This window comes from Flavobacterium sp. J372 (genome assembly GCF_024699965.1).
Classification (GTDB): domain Bacteria; phylum Bacteroidota; class Bacteroidia; order Flavobacteriales; family Flavobacteriaceae; genus Flavobacterium.
Window position 1 is genome coordinate 2,344,233 of sequence record NZ_JAJOMZ010000004.1, and the last position, 20,306, is coordinate 2,364,538.

The window sequence follows — 20,306 nt, forward strand, 5'->3', positions numbered from 1 at the left end:
CTTACCTTAAGCTGAATTCTGCCTCATAATCACTATCTTTGCGAAAATGCGAAGAAGATGAAATTTAAGGTAGTATCTGACTATAAGCCGATGGGTGACCAGCCCGAAGCGATAAAGAAACTGAGCGAGGGGATAAAAGCGGGGGAGCGTTTCCAGACACTGCTGGGCGTGACAGGCAGCGGTAAGACTTTTACCATGGCTAACGTAATTGAAGAAGTGCAAAAACCTACACTTGTGCTTGCACATAACAAAACGCTTGCAGCCCAGCTGTACAGCGAGTTCAAGCAGTTTTTTCCAGAGAATGCCGTGCAGTATTTTGTTTCGTATTACGACTATTACCAGCCTGAAGCCTATATACCAGTTAGCGGACTTTACATTGAAAAAGACCTTTCAATAAATGAAGAGCTTGAGAAAATGCGCCTCAGCACCACATCTGCCCTATTATCGGGGCGGCGTGATGTTTTGGTGGTGGCTTCGGTATCGTGCCTATACGGTATTGGTAACCCGGTTGAGTTCCAGAAAAACGTAATATCTATAAAACGTGGTGAGATTATTTCACGCACTAAATTATTACACAGGTTGGTACAAAGCTTATATGCCCGTACAGAAGGCGATTTCACTCCGGGGACATTCCGTATAAAAGGTGACACTGTAGAAGTATTCCCGAGTTATGGCGACGACCCTTTCCGCATCCATTTCTTTGGTGATGAAATTGAAGAAATTGAAGCTTTTGAAAAAACTTCTTCAAAAGTCATAGAAAAATACGACAGGCTGAATATCTATCCTGCAAACATGTTCGTTACCAGTCCTGATGTGCTTAACGGCGCCATCTGGGAGATTCAGCAGGACCTGGTGAAGCAGGTAGAATACTTTAACTCCATAGGCAAACACCTTGAAGCCAAGCGCCTTGAAGAGCGTACCAACTTCGACCTGGAGATGATTCGCGAACTTGGTTATTGCTCGGGAATTGAGAACTATTCCCGCTATCTTGACCGCAGGTTGCCGGGTACAAGGCCTTTCTGCCTTATTGATTATTTCCCCAAAGATTACCTGATGGTGATTGACGAAAGCCACGTAACGGTAAGCCAGGTGCATGCTATGTACGGCGGCGACCGTTCACGTAAGGAAAACCTTGTGGAGTACGGGTTCAGGCTGCCGGCCGCGATGGATAACCGTCCGCTTAAATTTGAAGAGTTTGAGGCAATGCAAAACCAGGTAGTATACGTGAGCGCCACCCCTGCCGACTATGAACTACAAAAGAGCGAAGGGATTTATGTTGAGCAGGTTATACGCCCAACGGGATTGCTTGACCCGGTGATAGAGATACGCCCGAGCCTGAACCAGATAGATGACCTGATTGAGGAAATTCAGCAACGTGTGGAACTTGACGAGCGTGTGCTTGTTACAACCCTGACCAAGCGAATGGCGGAAGAACTGGCAAAATACCTTACGAAGTTGTCGATACGTTGCCGTTACATTCACAGTGAAGTAGATACGCTGGAACGTGTAGAGATCATGCAGGATTTGCGCAAAGGTTTATTTGATGTGCTTATCGGGGTTAACCTTTTACGTGAAGGGCTTGACTTGCCGGAGGTGTCGCTCGTGGCGATACTTGATGCTGACAAGGAAGGCTTCCTGCGCAGTAACCGCTCGCTGATACAGACAGTGGGCCGTGCAGCACGTAACGTAAACGGCAAGGCGATAATGTATGCCGACAAGATTACCGACAGTATGCAGCGCACTATTGACGAGACCAATTATCGTCGCGAAAAGCAGCATGCCTACAACCTGGAGAACAACCTTGTACCACAGGCGCTTAACAAAAAAATTGAGAAGAATGTACTGGGACAGAACAATGCTTACAAGTTTGAAAACGCTCCGAAAATCGCAGCTGAACCGGATACAACGTACATGAGCAAGATTGATATTGACAAAATCATCCGCGAGAAACGCAAGGCCATGGAGAAGGCCGCCAAAGAGCTTGACTTTTTACAAGCCGCAAAGTTAAGGGATGAGATTAAGGTATTGCAGGATAAGGTTTAGGAAGAATTCTTACATAATTATTTATATATTCGTTAAAATTTAGATTTAACATGGAAAGAGCTACATTAAATTTGTATCCGATAGATTATCCATTTGAAACATTAGTCACTAGAGCAGACGCAGAACCCGCAAAATTAATTCTAAATCCAGAATTTCAACGTAAGTATAAATGGGATAAAGATGGATTTGAAAGGGCGAGTAGATTTATAGAATCATGTTTAATGCGAATTCCGTTACCTGCATGTTATTTTGCTGAAAACGAACACAATAATCATCTCGTAATCGATGGAGTTCAAAGAATTACTACAATCAAAAGGTTTTTCAATGATGAATTTGCATTGGAAGGTTTAACGGTTTATCCCCAACTAAATGGTCAGAAATTTTCTGAACTAGGTGAGTTGCAGAGTGAATTAGAAAGCACTACGATAAGATGCATAATTCTTCGTAAAGAAAATCCAAAAGAGCTTGTTCATGAAATATTTGCAAGATTAAATCAAGGCGCTGTAAGATTAAGTGATCAAGAGATAAGACATGCTATTTATCCTGGAAATCTAGACAAATTACTGATTGAATTAGGTGATATAGAATTCATTAAAAACTTTCAAAAAAGTGCTGAACGTGAAGACAGAAGTAATGAAGAATTAATTCTACGTTTTCTTGCATTAGATGACACTTTAGAGGAATATGATGGGAGACTTGCAAAATGGCTTGATAGATACATGCAACAACATCAAAACTTGGAGCAAGATGCTCAGGATGGATTAAGGAATACGTTTAATGCTACTCTAGACAGATGTCTTCGAACATTCGACAGACCATTTGTAGATACAACGTTGGAGAAACCACGCCAAAGTATTGCATATTATGATTTGCTAATGTGGAGTTTTAATAATCTTTCGGATCAATTTATTGATGCAAATCGAGAAAATTTAAATCGTAAATTCCAAGAATTATGCGCCCTCCCAGAATTCAAAAAAACTATGTCAGGTGGTCTTCAACAAAAATCATCAATAATCACAAGACGAAATCTTTGGGTTGAAAAATTACGTGAAATTGACGGTTATGACCAAAGCGTATAAAAATTTTACCGATAAACTTGACGAATTAAATCGTACAATTTTAGAATTTGATACTATTCTAATTTCTGACGAGCCTTTACCATTCGTATATAATAATGCTAATTTTATTACAAAATCATTTTTAATTAATTTATGCGGGTATCTTGAAACTTATCTAAAAGATGCATTAGAGTTGGCGTTACTAGATTTTAAAGAGAGGTTAACAAAGGAAAATTTGTCTTATAATTTGATACGTTGGAGTATTGAACAAAAACCCAAAAGCGACTCTAAAATGAATTCGATTCTTGATAAGAAACATTGTCGATTTGATAAATTGGATTTGAAAATAAAGAAAAATGATTTAGATAATTTTATTTCTGGAAATCCTTTTAGAACAAAAGACTTATTCGAAATGTTTGGTATTAAATTAGAAGAAAATATAAACTTTCAAGATAAGAAAGAACTTATAAATACAATTGTGACAAAGCGGAATAATATTTTGCACCATAATGATGATGCCTCAGATTTAACAAATGCTGACATTTGTATTTTTATAACGGAGTTTCGAGATTATTCATCAGGTTTAGATTCTGAAATTGAAAATATTATTCAAAATAAAGCTTTACATATAATTGCTTAAATGCTCTACCTCATCCTTTCCATAATCTGCAGCGTATCAGTTGGTGTTATCTTTAAGATAGCCCGCAAGCATAATGTAAACATTGCACAAATAGTTGCATTCAACTATATCACCGCAGTCTGCCTGTGTTTTATTATTCTAAGGCCATATATTCCCGTAATCGACAGCAGCCTGCCGTGGCATATATATATACCTGTAAGCATTTTACTTCCGTCAATATTTTTGTTCCTGGCACTATCCATAAAGCATATGGGTATTGTAAAGACCGATGCTGCGCAACGCATGTCGCTTTTCATTCCCATACTCGCGGCATGGTTTATTTTCGGCGAGCAATTCAATAATTACAAGTGGGCGGGGCTTGCTATTGGTTTCCCTGCAATAGCGCTCATACTGTATAAAAAGCCCGATAAAACTGAAAACAAATGGCTCTACCCTGCTGTGGTTTTATTAGGTTTTGGGATAATTGATATACTATTTAAACAAATAGTCGGCATTGAAATTCCATACAAGACATCGTTATTTCTGGTGTTGTGCGGAGCATTGGCAGTGTCATGGCTTTTCATATTTTACAGCCTTGCTAAAGGCAAAAGAATAAAGGTTGAAAATGTGAAGTTCGGGCTTGGCGTGGGCGCCCTCAACTTCGGTAATATATTATTTTACTTAATGGCCCACCGGGATTTTTCAGATAATCCTTCAACCGTATTTGCCTCAATGAACATGGGGGTAATTGTTCTGGGAAGCCTTGTGGGAATCCTCGCGTTTAAAGAAAAACTTTCAGTAATCAATTACGTTGGCATTGCGCTGGCGCTGTGTGCCATCGGGCTTATTACACTGTCGCAGATTTACGCTTAGTATTTTTATTTTAAAAACCTGTAAGGTTTAGAAACCTTGCACGTTGTCGTGCATCATTTCTTACCTTTGCAATGCAAAATTCTGTGCAATGCTCCAAAAGGCCTTTACCCGATACATCAATAACTTCCGCGGTTTCAGCAGGGAGGTATGGATATTGGCTATCATCACCTTCATTAACCGTGCCGGTACTATGGTGCTGCCCTTCCTGTCAAAATATCTTAAGGAAGACCTGCACTTTACCTATAGCCAGGTCGGGTGGATAATGGTCTGCTTCGGCACCGGCTCAATGCTGGGTTCATGGCTGGGCGGCAAGTTATCAGACAAGATCGGGTTCTATAAAATAATGGTGTTCAGCCTCTTTACCAGCGGGCTTATGTTTTTCGGGATACAGTTTGTCACCAGCTTTTACGGACTGTGCATCGCTATGTTCAGCATCATGGTAATTGCAGATATGTTCAGGCCTGCCATGTTTGTGTCGCTTACCGCTTACGCCAAACCTGAAAACCGCACCCGGGCTCTTACATTGGTACGCCTTGCCGTAAATATGGGTTTTGCACTTGGCCCTGCCATGGGCGGACTCATCATACTTGGTATTGGCTACAAAGGCCTGTTTTGGGCCGACGGCGCTTCGTGTATCATTTCAATATTGATATTTGCCTTACTGGTAAAGGAAAAAAGAAGCCGGCAGCCGACAGGCATCTTGACACTGCACAGCCACAACGCTCTGCCCTGCGTGATTTTCCGTTTGTGCTATTCCTGTTCAGCAGCTTTGCCACGGCGTTTGTATTCTTCCAACTGTTTACGACACTCCCGCTCTATCACAGAGAATGGTATGGGTTAACTGAATTCCATACCGGGCTTATGATGTCGGCCAACGGGCTTGCCATATTTTTTCTTGAAATGCCGATAGTAGGTTACTTTGAGCGAAAAAATGTAGAAAAGCTAAAAATTGTGATGTGGGGTTCGTTACTCATGGGTATAAGTTTCTTCGCTCTGCTGGCCAATGCATGGCTGGGTGCGCTGTTTGTTAGTCTTTTATTCCTCACAATCGGCGAGATGTTTTGTTTTCCGTTCAGTAATTCTTTTGCCATGAGCCGTGCACCCCGCGGACATGAAGGCCGGTATATGGCATTGTATACAATGACCTTCAGCCTGGCGCATATTACAAGCTCTAAGACCGGTATGGAAATCATCTCACACACCAGCTACTCTATCAACTGGTTGTTTATGGGTTGCTTCGGTTTACTGGCTGTTGGAGCATTGCTTTGGCTCCGTAAGTTACTTGCAAAAGAAAGTACCGGTATTTTATAGCGCTGAACAATAAAAAACTAACTTTTTAGTTTAATAACTATAAAAATAGTTGCGCAACTAAAAAAATAGTTTTAAGTTTGGATTATTAAAATACCGCCATGCAAAAGTTAACTAACAAAGAAGAAGAAGTGATGCACATTTTATGGAAGCTTGAAAAGGCTTTCGTGAAAGATGTACTTACCGAAGTGACTGATGAAAAACCGCATTACAATACACTGTCTACTATAATTCGGAATCTTGAAGATAAAGGTTATGTAGCGCATAATGCTTATGGCAATACCCATCAGTATTATCCTGTTGTAAGCAAAGAAGATTACCGCAAAGGCTTTATGAGCAATGCCATTGAAAATTATTTCAATAACTCCTATAAAAGCATGATATCATTCTTCGCAAAAGAAGAAAAAATCAGCGCAGACGAACTCCGGGAAATACTTGACATGATAGAAAACAAGAAGTGATATGGAAAACTTCATCATATATATTACAAAGGCATCACTGCTGATAGCGGTATTCTTCCTGGCGTATCATTTCCTGTTACGCAAAGAAACGTTCTTCAACAGCAACCGATGGTTTTTACTGGCGGGACTGTTCACAGCAATATCATTACCACTTATAGCCTACACCAAGGTAATCTGGGTTGACCCTGCCCCCGCCCCGGCAGAAGGTACAATTAATCTGGCGCACTACGCAGCTATACAAAATGCCATCAGGTCGGCAAATGGTGAAGCACCCGCCGAGATAAACTGGTTTGATGTTGCAGCAGGCCTTTATTTAGCCGGTGTACTGTTTTTCTTTGCGAGGTTTATATATGATATCATTTCACTGAGAAAGTTGATTATAGGGCAGCAAATTGTAAAACTTGGCCGGTATTATATGGTTGACACTACAACGATACAGCATCCTTTCTCATTCTTCAATTACATAGTATATAATTCATCGCTACTTGAGCCATATGAGCTTGAAAGCATCATTACCCATGAAAAAGTACACAGCTCGCAAAGGCATTCGCTTGATATGATAATAAGCCAGCTTTTTTGCATTGCTTTTTGGTTCAATCCCTTTATATGGAGATATAAGAGATCGATATCACAAAATCTCGAATTCATTGCTGATGCTGTTGCCTCAAAACGAATTACCGATGCACGTATCTATCAGAGGACTATGCTGAAATTTACTGCCCAGCCACAATATATTGCAATCACCAATCATTTTTATCAATCATTAATCAAAAAACGAATAGTTATGTTAAACAAGCAAAAATCAAAAAAAATGAATTCATTAAAGTATGGCCTTGTGCTGCCGGTTCTGGCTGCTTTTATGCTGCTTTTCCAGGTTAAGACCGTGGCTCAGGAAAAGAAAAGCTATAGCAGTGTTATCGAATCTAAAGTAAAGGTGGTAGAAATGATTACCAAGGATTCGAAAGATGAAGAACTGAAAGAAAAGAAGAAAGTATTTAAGGAAGAGTTTGACACAGACGTAGATTTTCAGAATGTAAAACGTAATGACAAAAGCGAAATTACGGCTGTAAAAGTTACCGTGAAAGATAAAACCCAAAGCCAGGTATATGAGGTAGCCGGCACCGAGCCTATTTCACCTTTTACAATTGAAGTAGAGAAAGATGATGCCGGAAGAAAGTCAATAGCTTTCGGTAACGGCAATAAATCCCGTATTGTAAGAGGTGATAACTTTAAAATATTTGGTGATCCGCGAAAAGGCGATACAATTGTTGACAGGAAAATGATTATAAAGGGCCGTGGCAGTGTAGATAATATTCCTGCCCCTCCTACCCCGCCAAATTTCCCTGAAGATATTATTGCGAGAGGACAAGGCACAAGCATGAAATTTGGCAATACTGATGCGCTAATAGTAATAAACGGCGTAAAACAAAAGAAAGGTGCCGAAATTAAGCTGCCCGCTGGCGAAGATGTTGCTGAAATCAATGTGCTAAAGGACAAAGAGGCCAAAAATAAATACGGCAAAGAAGGCAAAAAAGGTGTTATAGAAATTACAACCCGCAAAGGCCCGCAAGTGCGCATGGGCAGGCTTGCTCCTTTGCATGGCAACGGACACGCTTATGCCATAACCATTCCTGAAGGGGAGTTTAATTTCGACTTTGATTTCAATATGGATGATTTGGGCGATATGGATGTCTTCCGTTTTAATGGCATGGAAGATATGCAGCGTGTGTTTGAAGACATGGGCAGGAATTTCAGCTTCAGCACTGAAATTAATGATGAGGTAATGGCCGAGGCAATAAAAAAAATACGCGAAGCGCAGGAAACACTTCAAAACAGGATGCCTGAAATTAAGCGTGAGCTAAAGAACAACGGGCTGAGCGAGAAAGAATATAAAGAAGCTTTGGAAGAAGCTAAAAAAGGTATGGATGAAGCGCGCAAAGAAATGGAAAAGGCGCGCAAAGAAATGGAAAATGCGCGTAAGCAAATGAACAAAAAAGCTTAGATTTTATATAAGGTTGGTTAGTAAAGTAATAAATAACAATTTATTATGAATTGAGGCAGCTGTAAAAAGGCTGCCTTTTTTTATATTTGATATACCTTAAATTTTTAATGTAATGTTTAAGTTACTGGCAAAACTCAACAAATGGCTCCTGCCTAACTACACCAAAGAACGGCTAGACCTTGCTAAGGCTACTAAGCTGCAAAAGGCTATTATTGCCTGGAAATATTACGTGACTACACGGGCTGTAGATTAGTAATACTAAGAAGTTGGAGTTATATTATCAGACAGGAATATTTTTATATAAATAAAAAAGGCGAGAGATTAATATCTTTCGCCTTTTTAGTGACACCGACAGGATTCAAACCTGTAACCTTCTGAGCCGTAATCAGATGCGCTATTCAGTTGCGCCACGGTGCCGTAAGCAATAGTCTATGACTTGTTTGCGGGTGCAAATATAGGGCACTAATCCTGAACTTGCAAACAATATTTTACATTAAATTCAAATAAAAACAACATATAGTTTTAGGTAATTGGTTATCAGAGTCTTTAAAGAAAATGCTATCTTTCCAATAAGCTCTATTATCCGTTATAATAGAGACTTTAATATTGTACGTACCGAATCTATATTATTTACATAATACTTTGCTGCAGTTCTTTGTGTACCTACTTTAACGGTATAAGCTGATGCCGGAAGTTCCTGAAACATAAATTCATCTGTCCAGTCATCGCCCACAGCGAATATAAAGTCAAAATCATTTTCTGAAGTAAGCCTGGCGGCAGCACGGCCTTTGCTAATACTGCTGCCTTTAATCTCAATAACTTTATTTCCTTCAAGCACAGCCAGCGCATTATTTGCCAATAACTCGTTAAGCACATGTTTAAGCTCTATAGTGCGCATGTGGGCAAGTTCGGCATCGGCCCTTCTGTAATGCCATGCCAGCGAATATTCTTTTTCTTCAATAAAGGTACCTGGCGTACTATCGGTAAAGGTTTCCATTATCGGGCGTATGCTTTCTTTCCAGTCGGTTTTAAGCCGCTCAATCGCTCGCCACTCCTGCCTGCGCCGCAGCCATACACCATGATCTGTAATAATAGTATAATTTTTATGCCCAAACCACTTTTCAAGTGTAGCCCTGTCACGCCCGCTTATAATGGCTAACTCAGTACGGGTGTCAGCAGCAAGGCTGTCAAGCAGGTTATATAATTCCTCATCAGGCGATGCGTCTGCAGGGTTGTTTTTAAAGCCTGTTAAAGTACCGTCATAATCCAGCAACAAGAGCCTGCGTTGTGAATTTTTATAGTTGTCTTTCAAAATATCGAGGTGCTCCTGATTAAGTTTTTTTGCAGGAGAAACAGGGGCGGCTTGCTTTGTAGCATCAAGCGATTTTAAAAACGCCGCTGACCACTTTTCAACATTATACCGCGATATACGCTTCTGCAGCGCCTGCATGCGTATTTTTTGTTCTTCGACAGGCATCTCCAACGCATATTTAAGGCTGTCAGCAATCTGCTCAAAATTATTAGGGTTTATAATCAGCGCCTCGTGCAGTTCTTTAGCAGCCCCGGCCATTTCACTGAGTACAAGTACGCCTGTCTGGTCAGTCCGTGTAGCAATGTATTCTTTTGCCACCAGGTTCATACCATCGCGTATGGGCGTTATAAGGGCCACGTCTGATGCTGCGTAAAGGTCAATAAGGTCATCAAAAGGCATTGACCTGTAAAAATACCACACAGGTGTCCAGCTTACGGTTGCGAGGCGCCCGTTTATGCTACCTACAAGCTCATCCGTCTCGCGTTTAAGCTTTTGATATTGCGGTACATTTTCGCGTGAAGGCACAGAAAGCATCACGAGTCTTACTTTGCCCTTATACTCAGGGTATTTATCAAGAAAATATTCAAAAGCCTTTATCCTGTTAGGTATGCCTTTGGTATAGTCCATCCTGTCGATTGACAGTATCAATCTGCTATCGGCATGCAATGTATTATGGGCATCAATATTCTGCATCAGCTCAGACTTTGCCCCTTTCGGTGCCTGTATATGCTTCACCGCAGCATTATAGTACCGGTCATAATCAATCCCCATCGGGAAAAAGTCCACTTTGACAATGCGCTCTCCAAAAGTGATTTCATTAAAGCGTATATCAAGCCCGGCCAGGCGTGAGGCAGTAGATATAAAATGCCTTACATAATCATAGGTATGGAAGCCTATTAAGTCAGCCCCCAACATTCCATATAATAGTTCATCCCTCCATGGGCATGTCCGGAAAAGTTCATATGACGGGTAAGGTATATGCAGGAAAAAGCCAATTGTAATGTCAGGCCGCAATTCTCTTATAAGCTGTGGCAGTAACAGTAACTGGTAATCATGCACCCAAACAGTATCGCCGGGCGCTGCATGTGCGGCAACTACATCGGCAAACTTGCGGTTTACTTCTTTATAGCTTTCCCATTCAACCAATTCAAATTCTGTATATGCCTGGAAATAATGAAACAAAGGCCACAACGCTTTGTTACTGAAGCCGTAATAGTAATGCTCTATATCCTGCGCAGTGAGCGGTACCCTCACACATTTTTCATTTTGCAGGGCGGTGTCTACTGCTTCATCTTGCCCTTCAGGAATTTCTTCTTCCGTGAGGCCAGACCATCCTATCCATATTCCATTCCCTTCAGCATGAACAGATTTCATACCGGTTGCCAGCCCTCCTATGCTCGATTTAACATTTAAGGTATTATCACTGAAATTCAGGTCGATAGGCAGGCGATTTGAAACTATTATTGTTTTGTTCATCAAAATTGCTTTGGATTAGTAAGATGCTTTTTGTAAATTTAAAAAAACACATGGCCCTAACCTACCAAAATACCGGTTTTATGAATAATTTAAACTATGGCATCATCGGAAATTGCCGCAGCGCAGCGCTTATTTCAGATAAAGGATCAATTGACTGGTGCTGCCTTCCTGAATTTGATTCTTCGTCTGTATTCGCCAAAATACTTGATGATAAGATAGGCGGTTCTTTTGGCTTTGTAGCGGAAGGATACAATGTAAGCCAACACTACCTTGACCAGACAGCCATACTTATCACAAAATTTGATAACGGTGTGGATGCCTTTGAGTTAATTGACTTCATGCCGAGATATCGCAAGGAAAACGGTGGCTATCACTCCCCTCCGGAGATAATCCGTTACATCAGGAAAGTTTCAGGTTACCCGAAATTTAAAATAAAATATGACCCGAAACTTGAATATGCGCTCGACGAAACCCACAATTTTGTCAAGAAAGATTTTGTCATCAGCATCACCAATACCCAGAAATTCGATTCGCTTTTCCTTTACAGTAATCTTGATAAAGAAGCTATAGTTACCGGGCAGGAAATATTACTGGAGCAAGACAGTTTCCTGCTGCTGGGGTATAATGAGAAAATCTTTAACCCTACGCTTGCCAAAATTGTGCTTGAATTTGAACGTACAAAAACCTACTGGCTTAACTGGAGTGACCGTACCACTTCATACTCAAAATACAATGATTTTATTTCCCGCAGCGCCATAACGCTAAAGTTGTTAAGCTACGAGAAAACAGGCGCTGTGCTTGCAGCGGCAACCACATCTCTGCCTGAAACCATTGGCGAAGTGCGAAACTGGGACTACCGCTTTTGCTGGATACGCGATGCCTCTATGGTTGTAAACGTGGTACATGAGCTGGGCCACCACGAAATGGCGCAGGAATATCTCAAATTTATCATCAACCTCTTTCCTGACAAAGATGAAAAGCTGCAGATAATGTATGGCATAAACGGTGAAAAGATGCTTACCGAGGAGTTTCTGGATCATCTTTCAGGCTATATGGGGTCAAAGCCGGTGCGCATAGGCAATGCGGCATTTACTCAGCGCCAGAATGATATTTACGGTATACTGATGGATGTAATTTACCAGCAGCTTATACATTACAGCAATGATATAGAAAATGGCGAAGAACTGTGGAATATAACAAAAAGTATTGTATGGGTTGTGGCCAAACACTGGCATGAGCCTGATAAAGGCATTTGGGAATTCCGTACGGAAGAGCGGCATTTTACCTTCTCAAAAGTTTTGTGCTGGACAGCCGTTGACCGTGCCATTAAAGTAGCTGAAATAATGGGCAAAAAAGCGAAAGCTTCAAAATGGTATGCACTGGCCAATGAAATTAAGGAAGATATCCTGCTGAATGCCTGGAATGAAAACGTGCAGGCTTTCACGCAATCTTACGGCTCTGAAGACCTTGATGCATCGGTACTGCTTATGGAAAACTACGGCTTTATTGAAGCCAAAGACCCTAAATATGTATCAACAGTAAAAGCTATTGAGCGTGAACTGAGTAACGATGGGCTCCTGTACCGCTACAAGAACAAAGATGATTTCGGGCTGCCGTCATCTTCTTTTACTATTTGCACCTTCTGGTTTATAAACAGCCTGTATAGAATTGGCGAGCGAAATGAAGCGGTACGATTATTTGACAGGCTGCTTTCTTACAGTAACCATTTGGGGCTTTTCAGCGAAGATATAGATTTTACTACCAAAAGGCTGCTGGGCAATTTCCCTCAGGCTTATTCACATCTTGCCTTAATTGAGACTGCCATAACCATTTCAGGCATTACTGAAGAAGAGGCTGTGCTTGGGAAACTTAGCTAGTGCCATTCACACATTCAAAACTAATCTTTGCACTATAGTTTTATTTGCGTTTATTTTTGAAATTTGCTGATGCCGTCTTTCAGCCAGGCTTCATAGTCTTCAATATCCGGAGTGTATCCTACAGGCTCATTAAGCATTTGCTCATTAGCATCAAGTAAAACATAATATGGCTGTGCATTGGCTTTATATCGCGTAATCTGGAAGTCGCTCCATTTATTGCCGATTGTTTTTATTTTTTTTCCTGTAGTTTTAGATACGTATTGTTCGCTTTCAGGTAAATCTTTCTTATAATCAACATACAATGAAATTAGCACAACATCTTTATTGAGGATAGATGAGATGCGCTCATCACTCCAAACATAATCTTCCATCTTGCGGCAGTTTACGCAGGCATATCCTGTAAAATCAAGCAGTATAGGCTTATTCACTTCTTTTGCATAAGCAAGCCCCAGCTCATAATCTTCAAAAGCGATGATGCCCTGCGCGGCAACTTTTGCACCTGAAGGTAATGAATCGCCTTCAGGCATAGACCTTGTTGCGGCGCCAAATCCGAATGGCGACTCGCTATAGTTTGAAGGTGGCGGGAAGCCGCTTACCAATTTTAACGGAGCTCCCCAAAGTCCCGGTATGAGATAAACTGTAAACGCAAGCACTAACAGGCCAAGTGACAATCGGCCGACTGATATTGTTGGGTTCGGACTATCGTGAGGCAAGGTAATCTTTCCGAAAAGGTACAATGCCAACGCACCAAAAACGGCTATCCAGATGGCCAGGAAGGTTTCACGTTCTAATATGTGCAGTTGTAGTACCAGGTCGGCATTCGATAAAAATTTAAATGCCAGCGCCAGTTCAAGGAAGCCCAAAAATACTTTAACGGTATTGAGCCACCCTCCTGATTTCGGTAGTGAGTTGAGCCATCCCGGGAACATGGCAAACAGCATGAACGGCAGCGCAAGTGCCAGCGAAAAGCCGAACATGCCCACAACCGGCGCTATACCGCCTTTAGAGGCTGCGTCAACAAGCAAAGTGCCTACTATTGGCCCGGTGCAGGAGAACGACACTATAGCAAGTGCCAGTGCCATAAAGAATATGCCAATGATACCGCCGCGATCGGCCTGGCGGTCTACTTTATTAGCCCATGAGTTAGGAAGCATAATTTCGAAAGCACCAAGGAAAGAGAATGCAAATACTATGAGAAGTACAAAAAATACAAGGTTGAAGATAACATTTGTAGACAATGCATTAAGCGAATCGGCGCCGAAAATTCCGGTAACAAGCGAGCCTAAAAGCACGTAGATTACTATGATAAAAATGCCGTATAAGATAGCATTGCGCACACCTGCCGCCCTGGTTTTGCTCTGTTTGGTAAAGAAACTTACCGTCATGGGTATCATCGGGAATACACAAGGCGTAAGCAGCGCCGCAAAACCGGACAGGAACGCTATAAAGAAAATGCTGAAAAGGCCTTTGCTTTCAGTATCATTAGCCGGCTTAGGCTGTGCTTTTGCATCAGCTACAGCTGGCTCTGGCTTAACCTCCTCAAAGTTCTGCACTTCTTTTGATGTTAAAGCCTTTGTATCAAACTCAAACAGCTTGTTTTGCTGGATGCAGACTTCTTTGCAAACCTGGTAAGATAGCTCTGCCTGGATTATGGTGTTGGCAGTATTAGTAATTTTTACCGTTTGTTTCAGTTGTGCTGTTTTGTCCCAAAAGGTTTCATCAACTTCAAAAATATCGTTATAAGCAGTCTTTGTAGGGCTTTCTTCGGCCTTGCTTACCGCTTCAAAATTACCTTTGCTGTTATTGAAAAGCACTTCCAGTGGCAATGCCCCGCCCTCAGCAGTAAATTGAGAATACACGTGCCACTCAGGTTCAATTACAGCATTGAAGACCAATATATATTCAGTATCCGACTTCTTCTCAATTGAAGATGTCCACTTTACAGGGTCAAGTACCTGTGCGTTAGTGTTTAAGAATGCAAAAAACAGTACAAATAAAAACGTCGCTTTTTTCATTATGGTAACCATTCTATTTTTAAAATTTCTTTTGTATCAGTTGTTACCCTGAAACGGTGGTCAGCACGATGGCCTATAATCCAGACGATATCATCACCCGAAGTTAAAAGCCACACAGCTTCTTTTTCGTGCAGGGGGAGTTTTTCGTCTTTAAAATATTTAGAAAGTTTCTTTTTCTGTCCGTTCATCCCCAATGGGTAAAAGCTGTCACCTTCCTCCCATTTTCTTACAAATAACGGAAATTTAAGAGCTTTAGCGTCGGCATAGAATATATTTTTACCCGCAGGGTTATCAACAGTTTCGGCTTGCGAAAGCACAAGATTTACCGGCTCAGATATTTGTTTAACATCTTCATCTATTATGTAATCCTGAACCTCAGTATCTTTCAGCAGCGTAATAATCAATACATTCCTGTCTTTGATGATTCGGTAGCTATCTGACAAAACATATTTACCCGATTGGGCATTGACAAGGTTATAGATATCATCCCATGCTTTAAAGCCAAGCGGATTGAGCCAATGGTAAAGGTAAGCCTTATAGTTGGGCAGTTTCAGCAGCTCGTTCAGGTTAATGTTTTTGCTTTGTGGCATTTCGGTAACCACCTGCTGGTATACCAGTACCGCCGCATCGTCTGCCAGCGAGGCCGATTGTTGCAGGCTTTCTAAAGTATTCTCAAAACCCGTATAAAATGAAGGGTTAATCTCTTTCAGTAAAGGCACCATCTTATGGCGGATTTTATTCCGTAAATATTTCTCACTCGCGTTGCTGCTGTCTTCGCGCCAGGCTATATTATGTTCTTTGGCATACTGTTCAATTTCGTCTCTTGTAAACGGTAAAAGCGGACGCACAATATTTCCGTTTTGCTGCGGTATGCCGGTAAATCCCTGCAGCCCGGTACCACGCGAAAAGTTGATGAGGAATGTCTCCAGGCTGTCGTCAAGATGGTGGGCTGTAAGCAAGTAATCAAAGTTGTTTTCCTGCATGATCTCATCAAACCACATATAGCGCAATTGCCTTGCCGCTACCTGAACCGATAGTTTATTATCAGATGCAAAACGTTCTGTATCAAAATGAGTTACAAAAACAGGAATATTGTTTCCCGAAGCATACTGTTCAACAAATTTTGTATCGCTGTCACTCTCTTCACCTCGCAGCCCAAAGTTGCAATGGGCTATAGATATATCATATTCAATCTCTTTAAAAAGATGCGCGAGAACCATGCTGTCGACACCGCCGCTTACAGCCAGCAAAAGCTTTTTGCCCTGTAAAAAAGAAAGGTTTTCGTCGAGATGCCTGCGCAGTTTTGAAAGCATCCTCAAAGGTACAGAATATTTTAGTTTCCTTCAAGTACACGTCGCATGGCTGTCGCTTTCACAAGGCATTCTTCATATTCCTGTTCGGGCGTAGCTTTTGCGGTAATGGCGCTGCCCACAGAGAATGACACATACTTGCTTTCGGCATTATACAAAATACTGCGGATGACCACGTTAAAATCGAAGTCGCCTTGTGGTGTGAAGTACCCGACTGCCCCGCTGTACAGTCCGCGCTTGGTTTCTTCAAGCTTTTCGATGATCTGCATTGCAGAAATCTTTGGAGCACCCGTCATACTTCCCATCGGGAACGTAGTTTTTAGCGCCTGCACAGGAGTGAATTCATCACGAAGCTCTGATGTGACGGTCGAGATAAGATGGTGCACCTGCCTGAAGGTATAGGCTCCGCATAGCTCTTCAACTTGCACCGAACCCGGTTGTGCAGTACGTGACAGGTCGTTGCGTACAAGGTCAACAATCATGATATTTTCTGAGCGTTCCTTTTCGTTTTCGGTAAGTTGCTGTTTTATTTCAGCATCTTCAACAGCGTAAGCACTTCGGCGTGCTGTGCCTTTTATGGGCTGTGAGATGAGCTTGCTCCCCTCCTTCCGCAGATATCTTTCCGGCGACGCCGACATCAAGATTTGCTTATGGTTTTTAAAGAAACACGCAAATGGCGGAGTGGAGATTTCGTTAAGTTTTTGGTAGATGCTACACGGCTCGATCACTGCATCTTCCGCATAAAATTCCATGCAGAAGTTCGCCTCATAAATATCGCCACGCTGAATGTGCGCAAGCATCTGCCCTACTTTTTTAATATAGCTTTCCTTGAGAACTCTCTGCTGTATTTCTATAGGATATCCGGAAGCTTCATTCGTAATTTGTAATTCGTAATTCGTAATTGCCTGAAAGTCTGCTTCCAACTCGTCATCACACATTCGCAAATACTGCGTTTCCAACTGGTTGCCCTTCAGCAAAAACAGCTTCCTGGGCTGGAAGAAATACAAATCAGAGAAGCCTAAGCCATCAAAATTAAGTGATGTCAGGGCTTCAGTATCGTTTTTCAAATCATACGACAAATATCCGAACACCCAGTCTTTAGTAACCTGTTGGTATTCATTCAGCTTGTCAAAAGCATTGTAGTAATCTGTTTTAATGGAAGTGAAAGCATCAACCGCGAGCACGGCATCATACGATGAGAATTGTTGCGGATAGTCATTGCTGTCAAGAAACACCACCTCACGGAATTGTTGTGCCCAGGCAAAGAGCTTAGGCTTTAAAACCTCCGGATTGACCGTATGTATTTTTACTGTCCGCATTCAAAAGAAAAAAGCCCATCAATAAAGACAGGCTTTTATATTGTTGTACTTAACATTAAATATGTATTGCCCTGTTGTCTGTCGCGGCAAGCGCAGCCTCTTTCATAGCCTCAGCATAGGTAGGGTGTGCATGGCTCATACGTGAGATATCTTCAGCAGATGCCTTGAATTCCATCGCAACAACAGCTTCCGCAATAAGGTCGGCTGTACGGGCGCCAATCATGTGGATACCAAGTACTTCGTCTGTCTTCGCATCCGCAAGTATTTTTATAAAACCGTCAGTGTCCATACTGGCACGGCTACGGCCAAGTGCTTTGAACGGGAAACTACCTGACTTGTACTCCACGCCTGCTTCTTTAAGCTGCTCTTCAGTCTTGCCAACGGCAGCAACTTCAGGCCAGGTGTACACCACACCCGGAATCAGGTTGTAGTCGATATGGGGCTTTTGTCCGGCAATGGTCTCGGCTACAAAAACGCCTTCTTCCTCAGCTTTGTGTGCAAGCATTGCGCCTTTTATAACATCACCAATTGCATATATGTTTTTAGCAGCAGTCTGCAGGTGGTCATTCACCTCAATTTGTCCGCGCTCTGTAATTTTTACACCGGCAGCCTCAGCATTAAGGCCCTCCGTGAACGGCCTGCGCCCTACTGATACCAAAGCATAATCGCCGTCAAGGGTAATCACTTCACCTTTGGCGTTTTCAGCCTTCACCTGCACATCAGCGCCGTTAAGCTCAACCGACTGCACTTTGTGCGATGTATAGAATTTCATACCCTGTTTTTTCAGCACTTTTGTCAGTTCTTTAGACAATGCACCGTCCATACCCGGGATTATCCTGTCCATGAACTCCACCACTGATACCTGCGCACCAAGGCGAAGGTACACCTGGCCCAGCTCGAGGCCTATAACGCCACCACCTATCACAATCATGTGTTTAGGCACTTCCTTCAGCTTAAGGGCTTCGGTAGAAGTGATGATCTTCTCTTTGTCAATCTTTATGAATGGTAACGTAGATGGCTTAGAGCCTGTCGCAATGATGGTATTCTTAGCCTCAATTGTTTCAGAACTGCCGTCAGCTTTGGTAACTTTAATATGGGTAGCGTCTTCAAATGAGCCCGTACCTTCAAAAACAGTTATCTTGTTTTTGTCCATCAGGTATTTGATACCGCTCACGTTCTGGTCAACAACGCCCTGCTTACGGGCGATCATCTGCTCAAAGTTAAGCTTTATCTCGCCTGCAATGTCTATACCGTGCTCCTTAAAATGTGATGTAGCGTCGTGGTAATGGTGCGAAGAATCCAGCAATGCCTTAGACGGGATACAGCCTACGTTAAGGCACGTGCCGCCAAGGGTTGGGTATTTCTCTATAATTGCGGTGCTGAAACCCAGCTGTGCGCAACGGATTGCCGCCACATAACCTCCGGGCCCTGAACCTATAACGACTACGTCAAATGAGCTCATACTATATATTTTGCGTTTTGATTAATTGAATGGCAAATTTAGGGATTATCATTTATATCGGCAGAATAAATGATTTTAAATTTCAGGAGCAGCAATCGTCTGGGCTTATTCCTAAACTCCGTCCTGCTGTCCGCTGTATCTGCTGTTCCGCAGGCTACACAGCAAGATGCCGCTCCCATCAGGGCTATGGGTGAGGTATGTTAATAATCCGTTGATAAATAAAACACTGGGGAAGTAAGAAAAATAACTAAATTGCATTATCTAAAATCTAAATAAGCAAATATTAATTGAAATAATTATAAAGATGTCAAGATGTACAGCTCCAGTTAATGGGCATCGTTCAGCGAGTGCTCAAGCGAATTGCCCCGCGTGTGGTCGTTATAGCCGTGGCTATAGTCGTGGTTATAATGATTACTATAATTACTCTCCCTACTCCTCTTCCTCAAGCTATGGAAGTGGCGGTACTAGTAGAAGTAATCAAGCAAGAAATCAAAAAGCACGTTGGTCTTCGCCTAGCTCAACCATATTATATACTCCAGCAGAAATAAGGACTCTAGAACCTATACGTCAAAATATAGAAAAACGTTCAAATCTACCTGATTTACGCGATGTTTTTCTGTGCCATGCTTGGGACGATCGCAAAGATGCCGCTAAGGAATTGCACGATTTATTAGAATCTAAAGGTGTATCTGTATGGTTTAGCGAAAAAGATGTTTTATTAGGTTCATCATTACTTCGTGAAATTGATAAAGGTTTGGCCAAGTCTCGAGTGGGTATTGTGTTAGTAACACCATCTTTTCTTAAACGTGTAAAAGGCGAAGGAATAGCGGATAAAGAACTCTCTGCCCTATTAGCCCGAGATTTACTTGTGCCTATTGTTCATAATACAACCTTTGACGCTCTACGTGAGGTGAGTCCATTACTTGGATCACGTAGTGGATTAAGCACAGCAGAGGAATCAATGGCAGAGTTGTCCGCAAAATTAGCTGAGTTAGTAACTCCTGAGAATTTGACAAATTAGGCAAATTGAACAATTAACTTAAAACACAAAACTATTAGCTAAAATTACTGATTTGCCGAAAGGTTGAATTTATAATTGATTCAATATGAAGGAATTATATTTACCATAACAGAGAATACAGAAATAAGACCTGGCATCATTCGTATCTGA

General features: G+C 41.8%; 14 protein-coding genes, 1 tRNA gene and 1 pseudogene. 10 read left to right on the plus strand and 6 right to left on the minus strand.

Annotated features, from left to right (window positions below; genetic code table 11):
* Positions 1–57: 57 nt before the first annotated feature.
* From uvrB to LRS05_RS11695, 8 genes and pseudogenes are all read left to right on the plus strand, one after another.
* Complete coding sequence (gene uvrB / locus LRS05_RS11660; protein WP_257868484.1) at positions 58–2,043, plus strand: excinuclease ABC subunit UvrB; 1,986 nt, start codon at positions 58–60, stop codon at positions 2,041–2,043.
* Between the two features lie 50 nt (positions 2,044–2,093).
* Positions 2,094–3,122: a DUF262 domain-containing protein gene (locus LRS05_RS11665; RefSeq protein ID WP_257868485.1), complete on the plus strand. Its 1,029-nt coding sequence runs from the start codon at positions 2,094–2,096 to the stop codon at positions 3,120–3,122.
* The gene (locus tag LRS05_RS11670; RefSeq protein ID WP_257868486.1) at positions 3,106–3,741 is read left to right on the plus strand and encodes a HEPN domain-containing protein; all 636 of its coding nucleotides are present in this window, start codon (positions 3,106–3,108) and stop codon (positions 3,739–3,741) included. Before LRS05_RS11665 ends, LRS05_RS11670 begins: the two co-directional genes overlap by 17 nt.
* Positions 3,742–4,593 carry a DMT family transporter gene (locus tag LRS05_RS11675; RefSeq protein ID WP_257868487.1) on the plus strand — a complete coding sequence of 284 codons (852 nt, stop codon included), beginning with the start codon at positions 3,742–3,744 and terminating at the stop codon, positions 4,591–4,593.
* 190 nt (positions 4,594–4,783) lie between these two features.
* Positions 4,784–5,904: pseudogene (locus LRS05_RS11680) on the plus strand (MDR family MFS transporter).
* A gap of 98 nt (positions 5,905–6,002) precedes the next feature.
* Positions 6,003–6,362, plus strand: coding sequence for a BlaI/MecI/CopY family transcriptional regulator (locus tag LRS05_RS11685; protein ID WP_257868488.1), 360 nt, complete (start codon positions 6,003–6,005; stop codon positions 6,360–6,362).
* A gap of 1 nt (position 6,363) precedes the next feature.
* On the plus strand, positions 6,364–8,364 hold the full coding sequence (locus tag LRS05_RS11690; RefSeq protein WP_257868489.1) for a M56 family metallopeptidase: 2,001 nt from the start codon (positions 6,364–6,366) through the stop codon (positions 8,362–8,364).
* 112 nt (positions 8,365–8,476) lie between these two features.
* Positions 8,477–8,617: an SsrA-binding protein gene (locus tag LRS05_RS11695; RefSeq protein ID WP_257868490.1), complete on the plus strand. Its 141-nt coding sequence runs from the start codon at positions 8,477–8,479 to the stop codon at positions 8,615–8,617.
* A gap of 90 nt (positions 8,618–8,707) precedes the next feature.
* Here LRS05_RS11695 and LRS05_RS11700 read toward each other — a convergent pair.
* Positions 8,708–8,781, minus strand: a tRNA-Arg gene (locus LRS05_RS11700).
* A 169-nt stretch (positions 8,782–8,950) separates the two neighbouring features.
* Positions 8,951–11,152 (minus strand): bifunctional alpha,alpha-trehalose-phosphate synthase (UDP-forming)/trehalose-phosphatase, encoded by a 2,202-nt coding sequence (locus LRS05_RS11705; protein ID WP_257868491.1) that lies wholly within the window; start codon positions 11,150–11,152, stop codon positions 8,951–8,953.
* A gap of 80 nt (positions 11,153–11,232) precedes the next feature.
* Here LRS05_RS11705 and LRS05_RS11710 point away from each other — a divergent pair, with 80 nt between their 5' ends.
* Positions 11,233–13,029, plus strand: coding sequence for a glycoside hydrolase family 15 protein (locus LRS05_RS11710; protein ID WP_257868492.1), 1,797 nt, complete (start codon positions 11,233–11,235; stop codon positions 13,027–13,029).
* A gap of 50 nt (positions 13,030–13,079) precedes the next feature.
* Here LRS05_RS11710 and LRS05_RS11715 read toward each other — a convergent pair whose 3' ends face one another.
* Genes LRS05_RS11715 through lpdA form a run of 4 tightly spaced genes read right to left on the minus strand, consistent with a single transcriptional unit; the run spans position 13,080 to position 19,135 of the window.
* Complete coding sequence (locus tag LRS05_RS11715; RefSeq protein WP_257868493.1) at positions 13,080–15,044, minus strand: thioredoxin family protein; 1,965 nt, start codon at positions 15,042–15,044, stop codon at positions 13,080–13,082.
* On the minus strand, positions 15,044–16,357 hold the full coding sequence (tilS, locus tag LRS05_RS11720) for a tRNA lysidine(34) synthetase TilS (protein WP_257868494.1): 1,314 nt from the start codon (positions 16,355–16,357) through the stop codon (positions 15,044–15,046). The genes LRS05_RS11715 and tilS overlap by 1 nt, the downstream gene beginning before the upstream one ends.
* 20 nt (positions 16,358–16,377) lie before the next feature.
* On the minus strand, positions 16,378–17,673 hold the full coding sequence (locus LRS05_RS11725; protein WP_257868495.1) for an anthranilate synthase component I family protein: 1,296 nt from the start codon (positions 17,671–17,673) through the stop codon (positions 16,378–16,380).
* A gap of 55 nt (positions 17,674–17,728) precedes the next feature.
* Positions 17,729–19,135: a dihydrolipoyl dehydrogenase gene (gene lpdA, locus LRS05_RS11730; protein ID WP_257868496.1), complete on the minus strand. Its 1,407-nt coding sequence runs from the start codon at positions 19,133–19,135 to the stop codon at positions 17,729–17,731.
* A gap of 304 nt (positions 19,136–19,439) precedes the next feature.
* Between lpdA and LRS05_RS11735 the strand changes: the two genes are divergently transcribed.
* A complete protein-coding gene (locus LRS05_RS11735; RefSeq protein WP_257868497.1) occupies positions 19,440–20,156 on the plus strand; it encodes a toll/interleukin-1 receptor domain-containing protein in 717 nt (238 codons plus the stop codon).
* Positions 20,157–20,306: the final 150 nt, after the last annotated feature.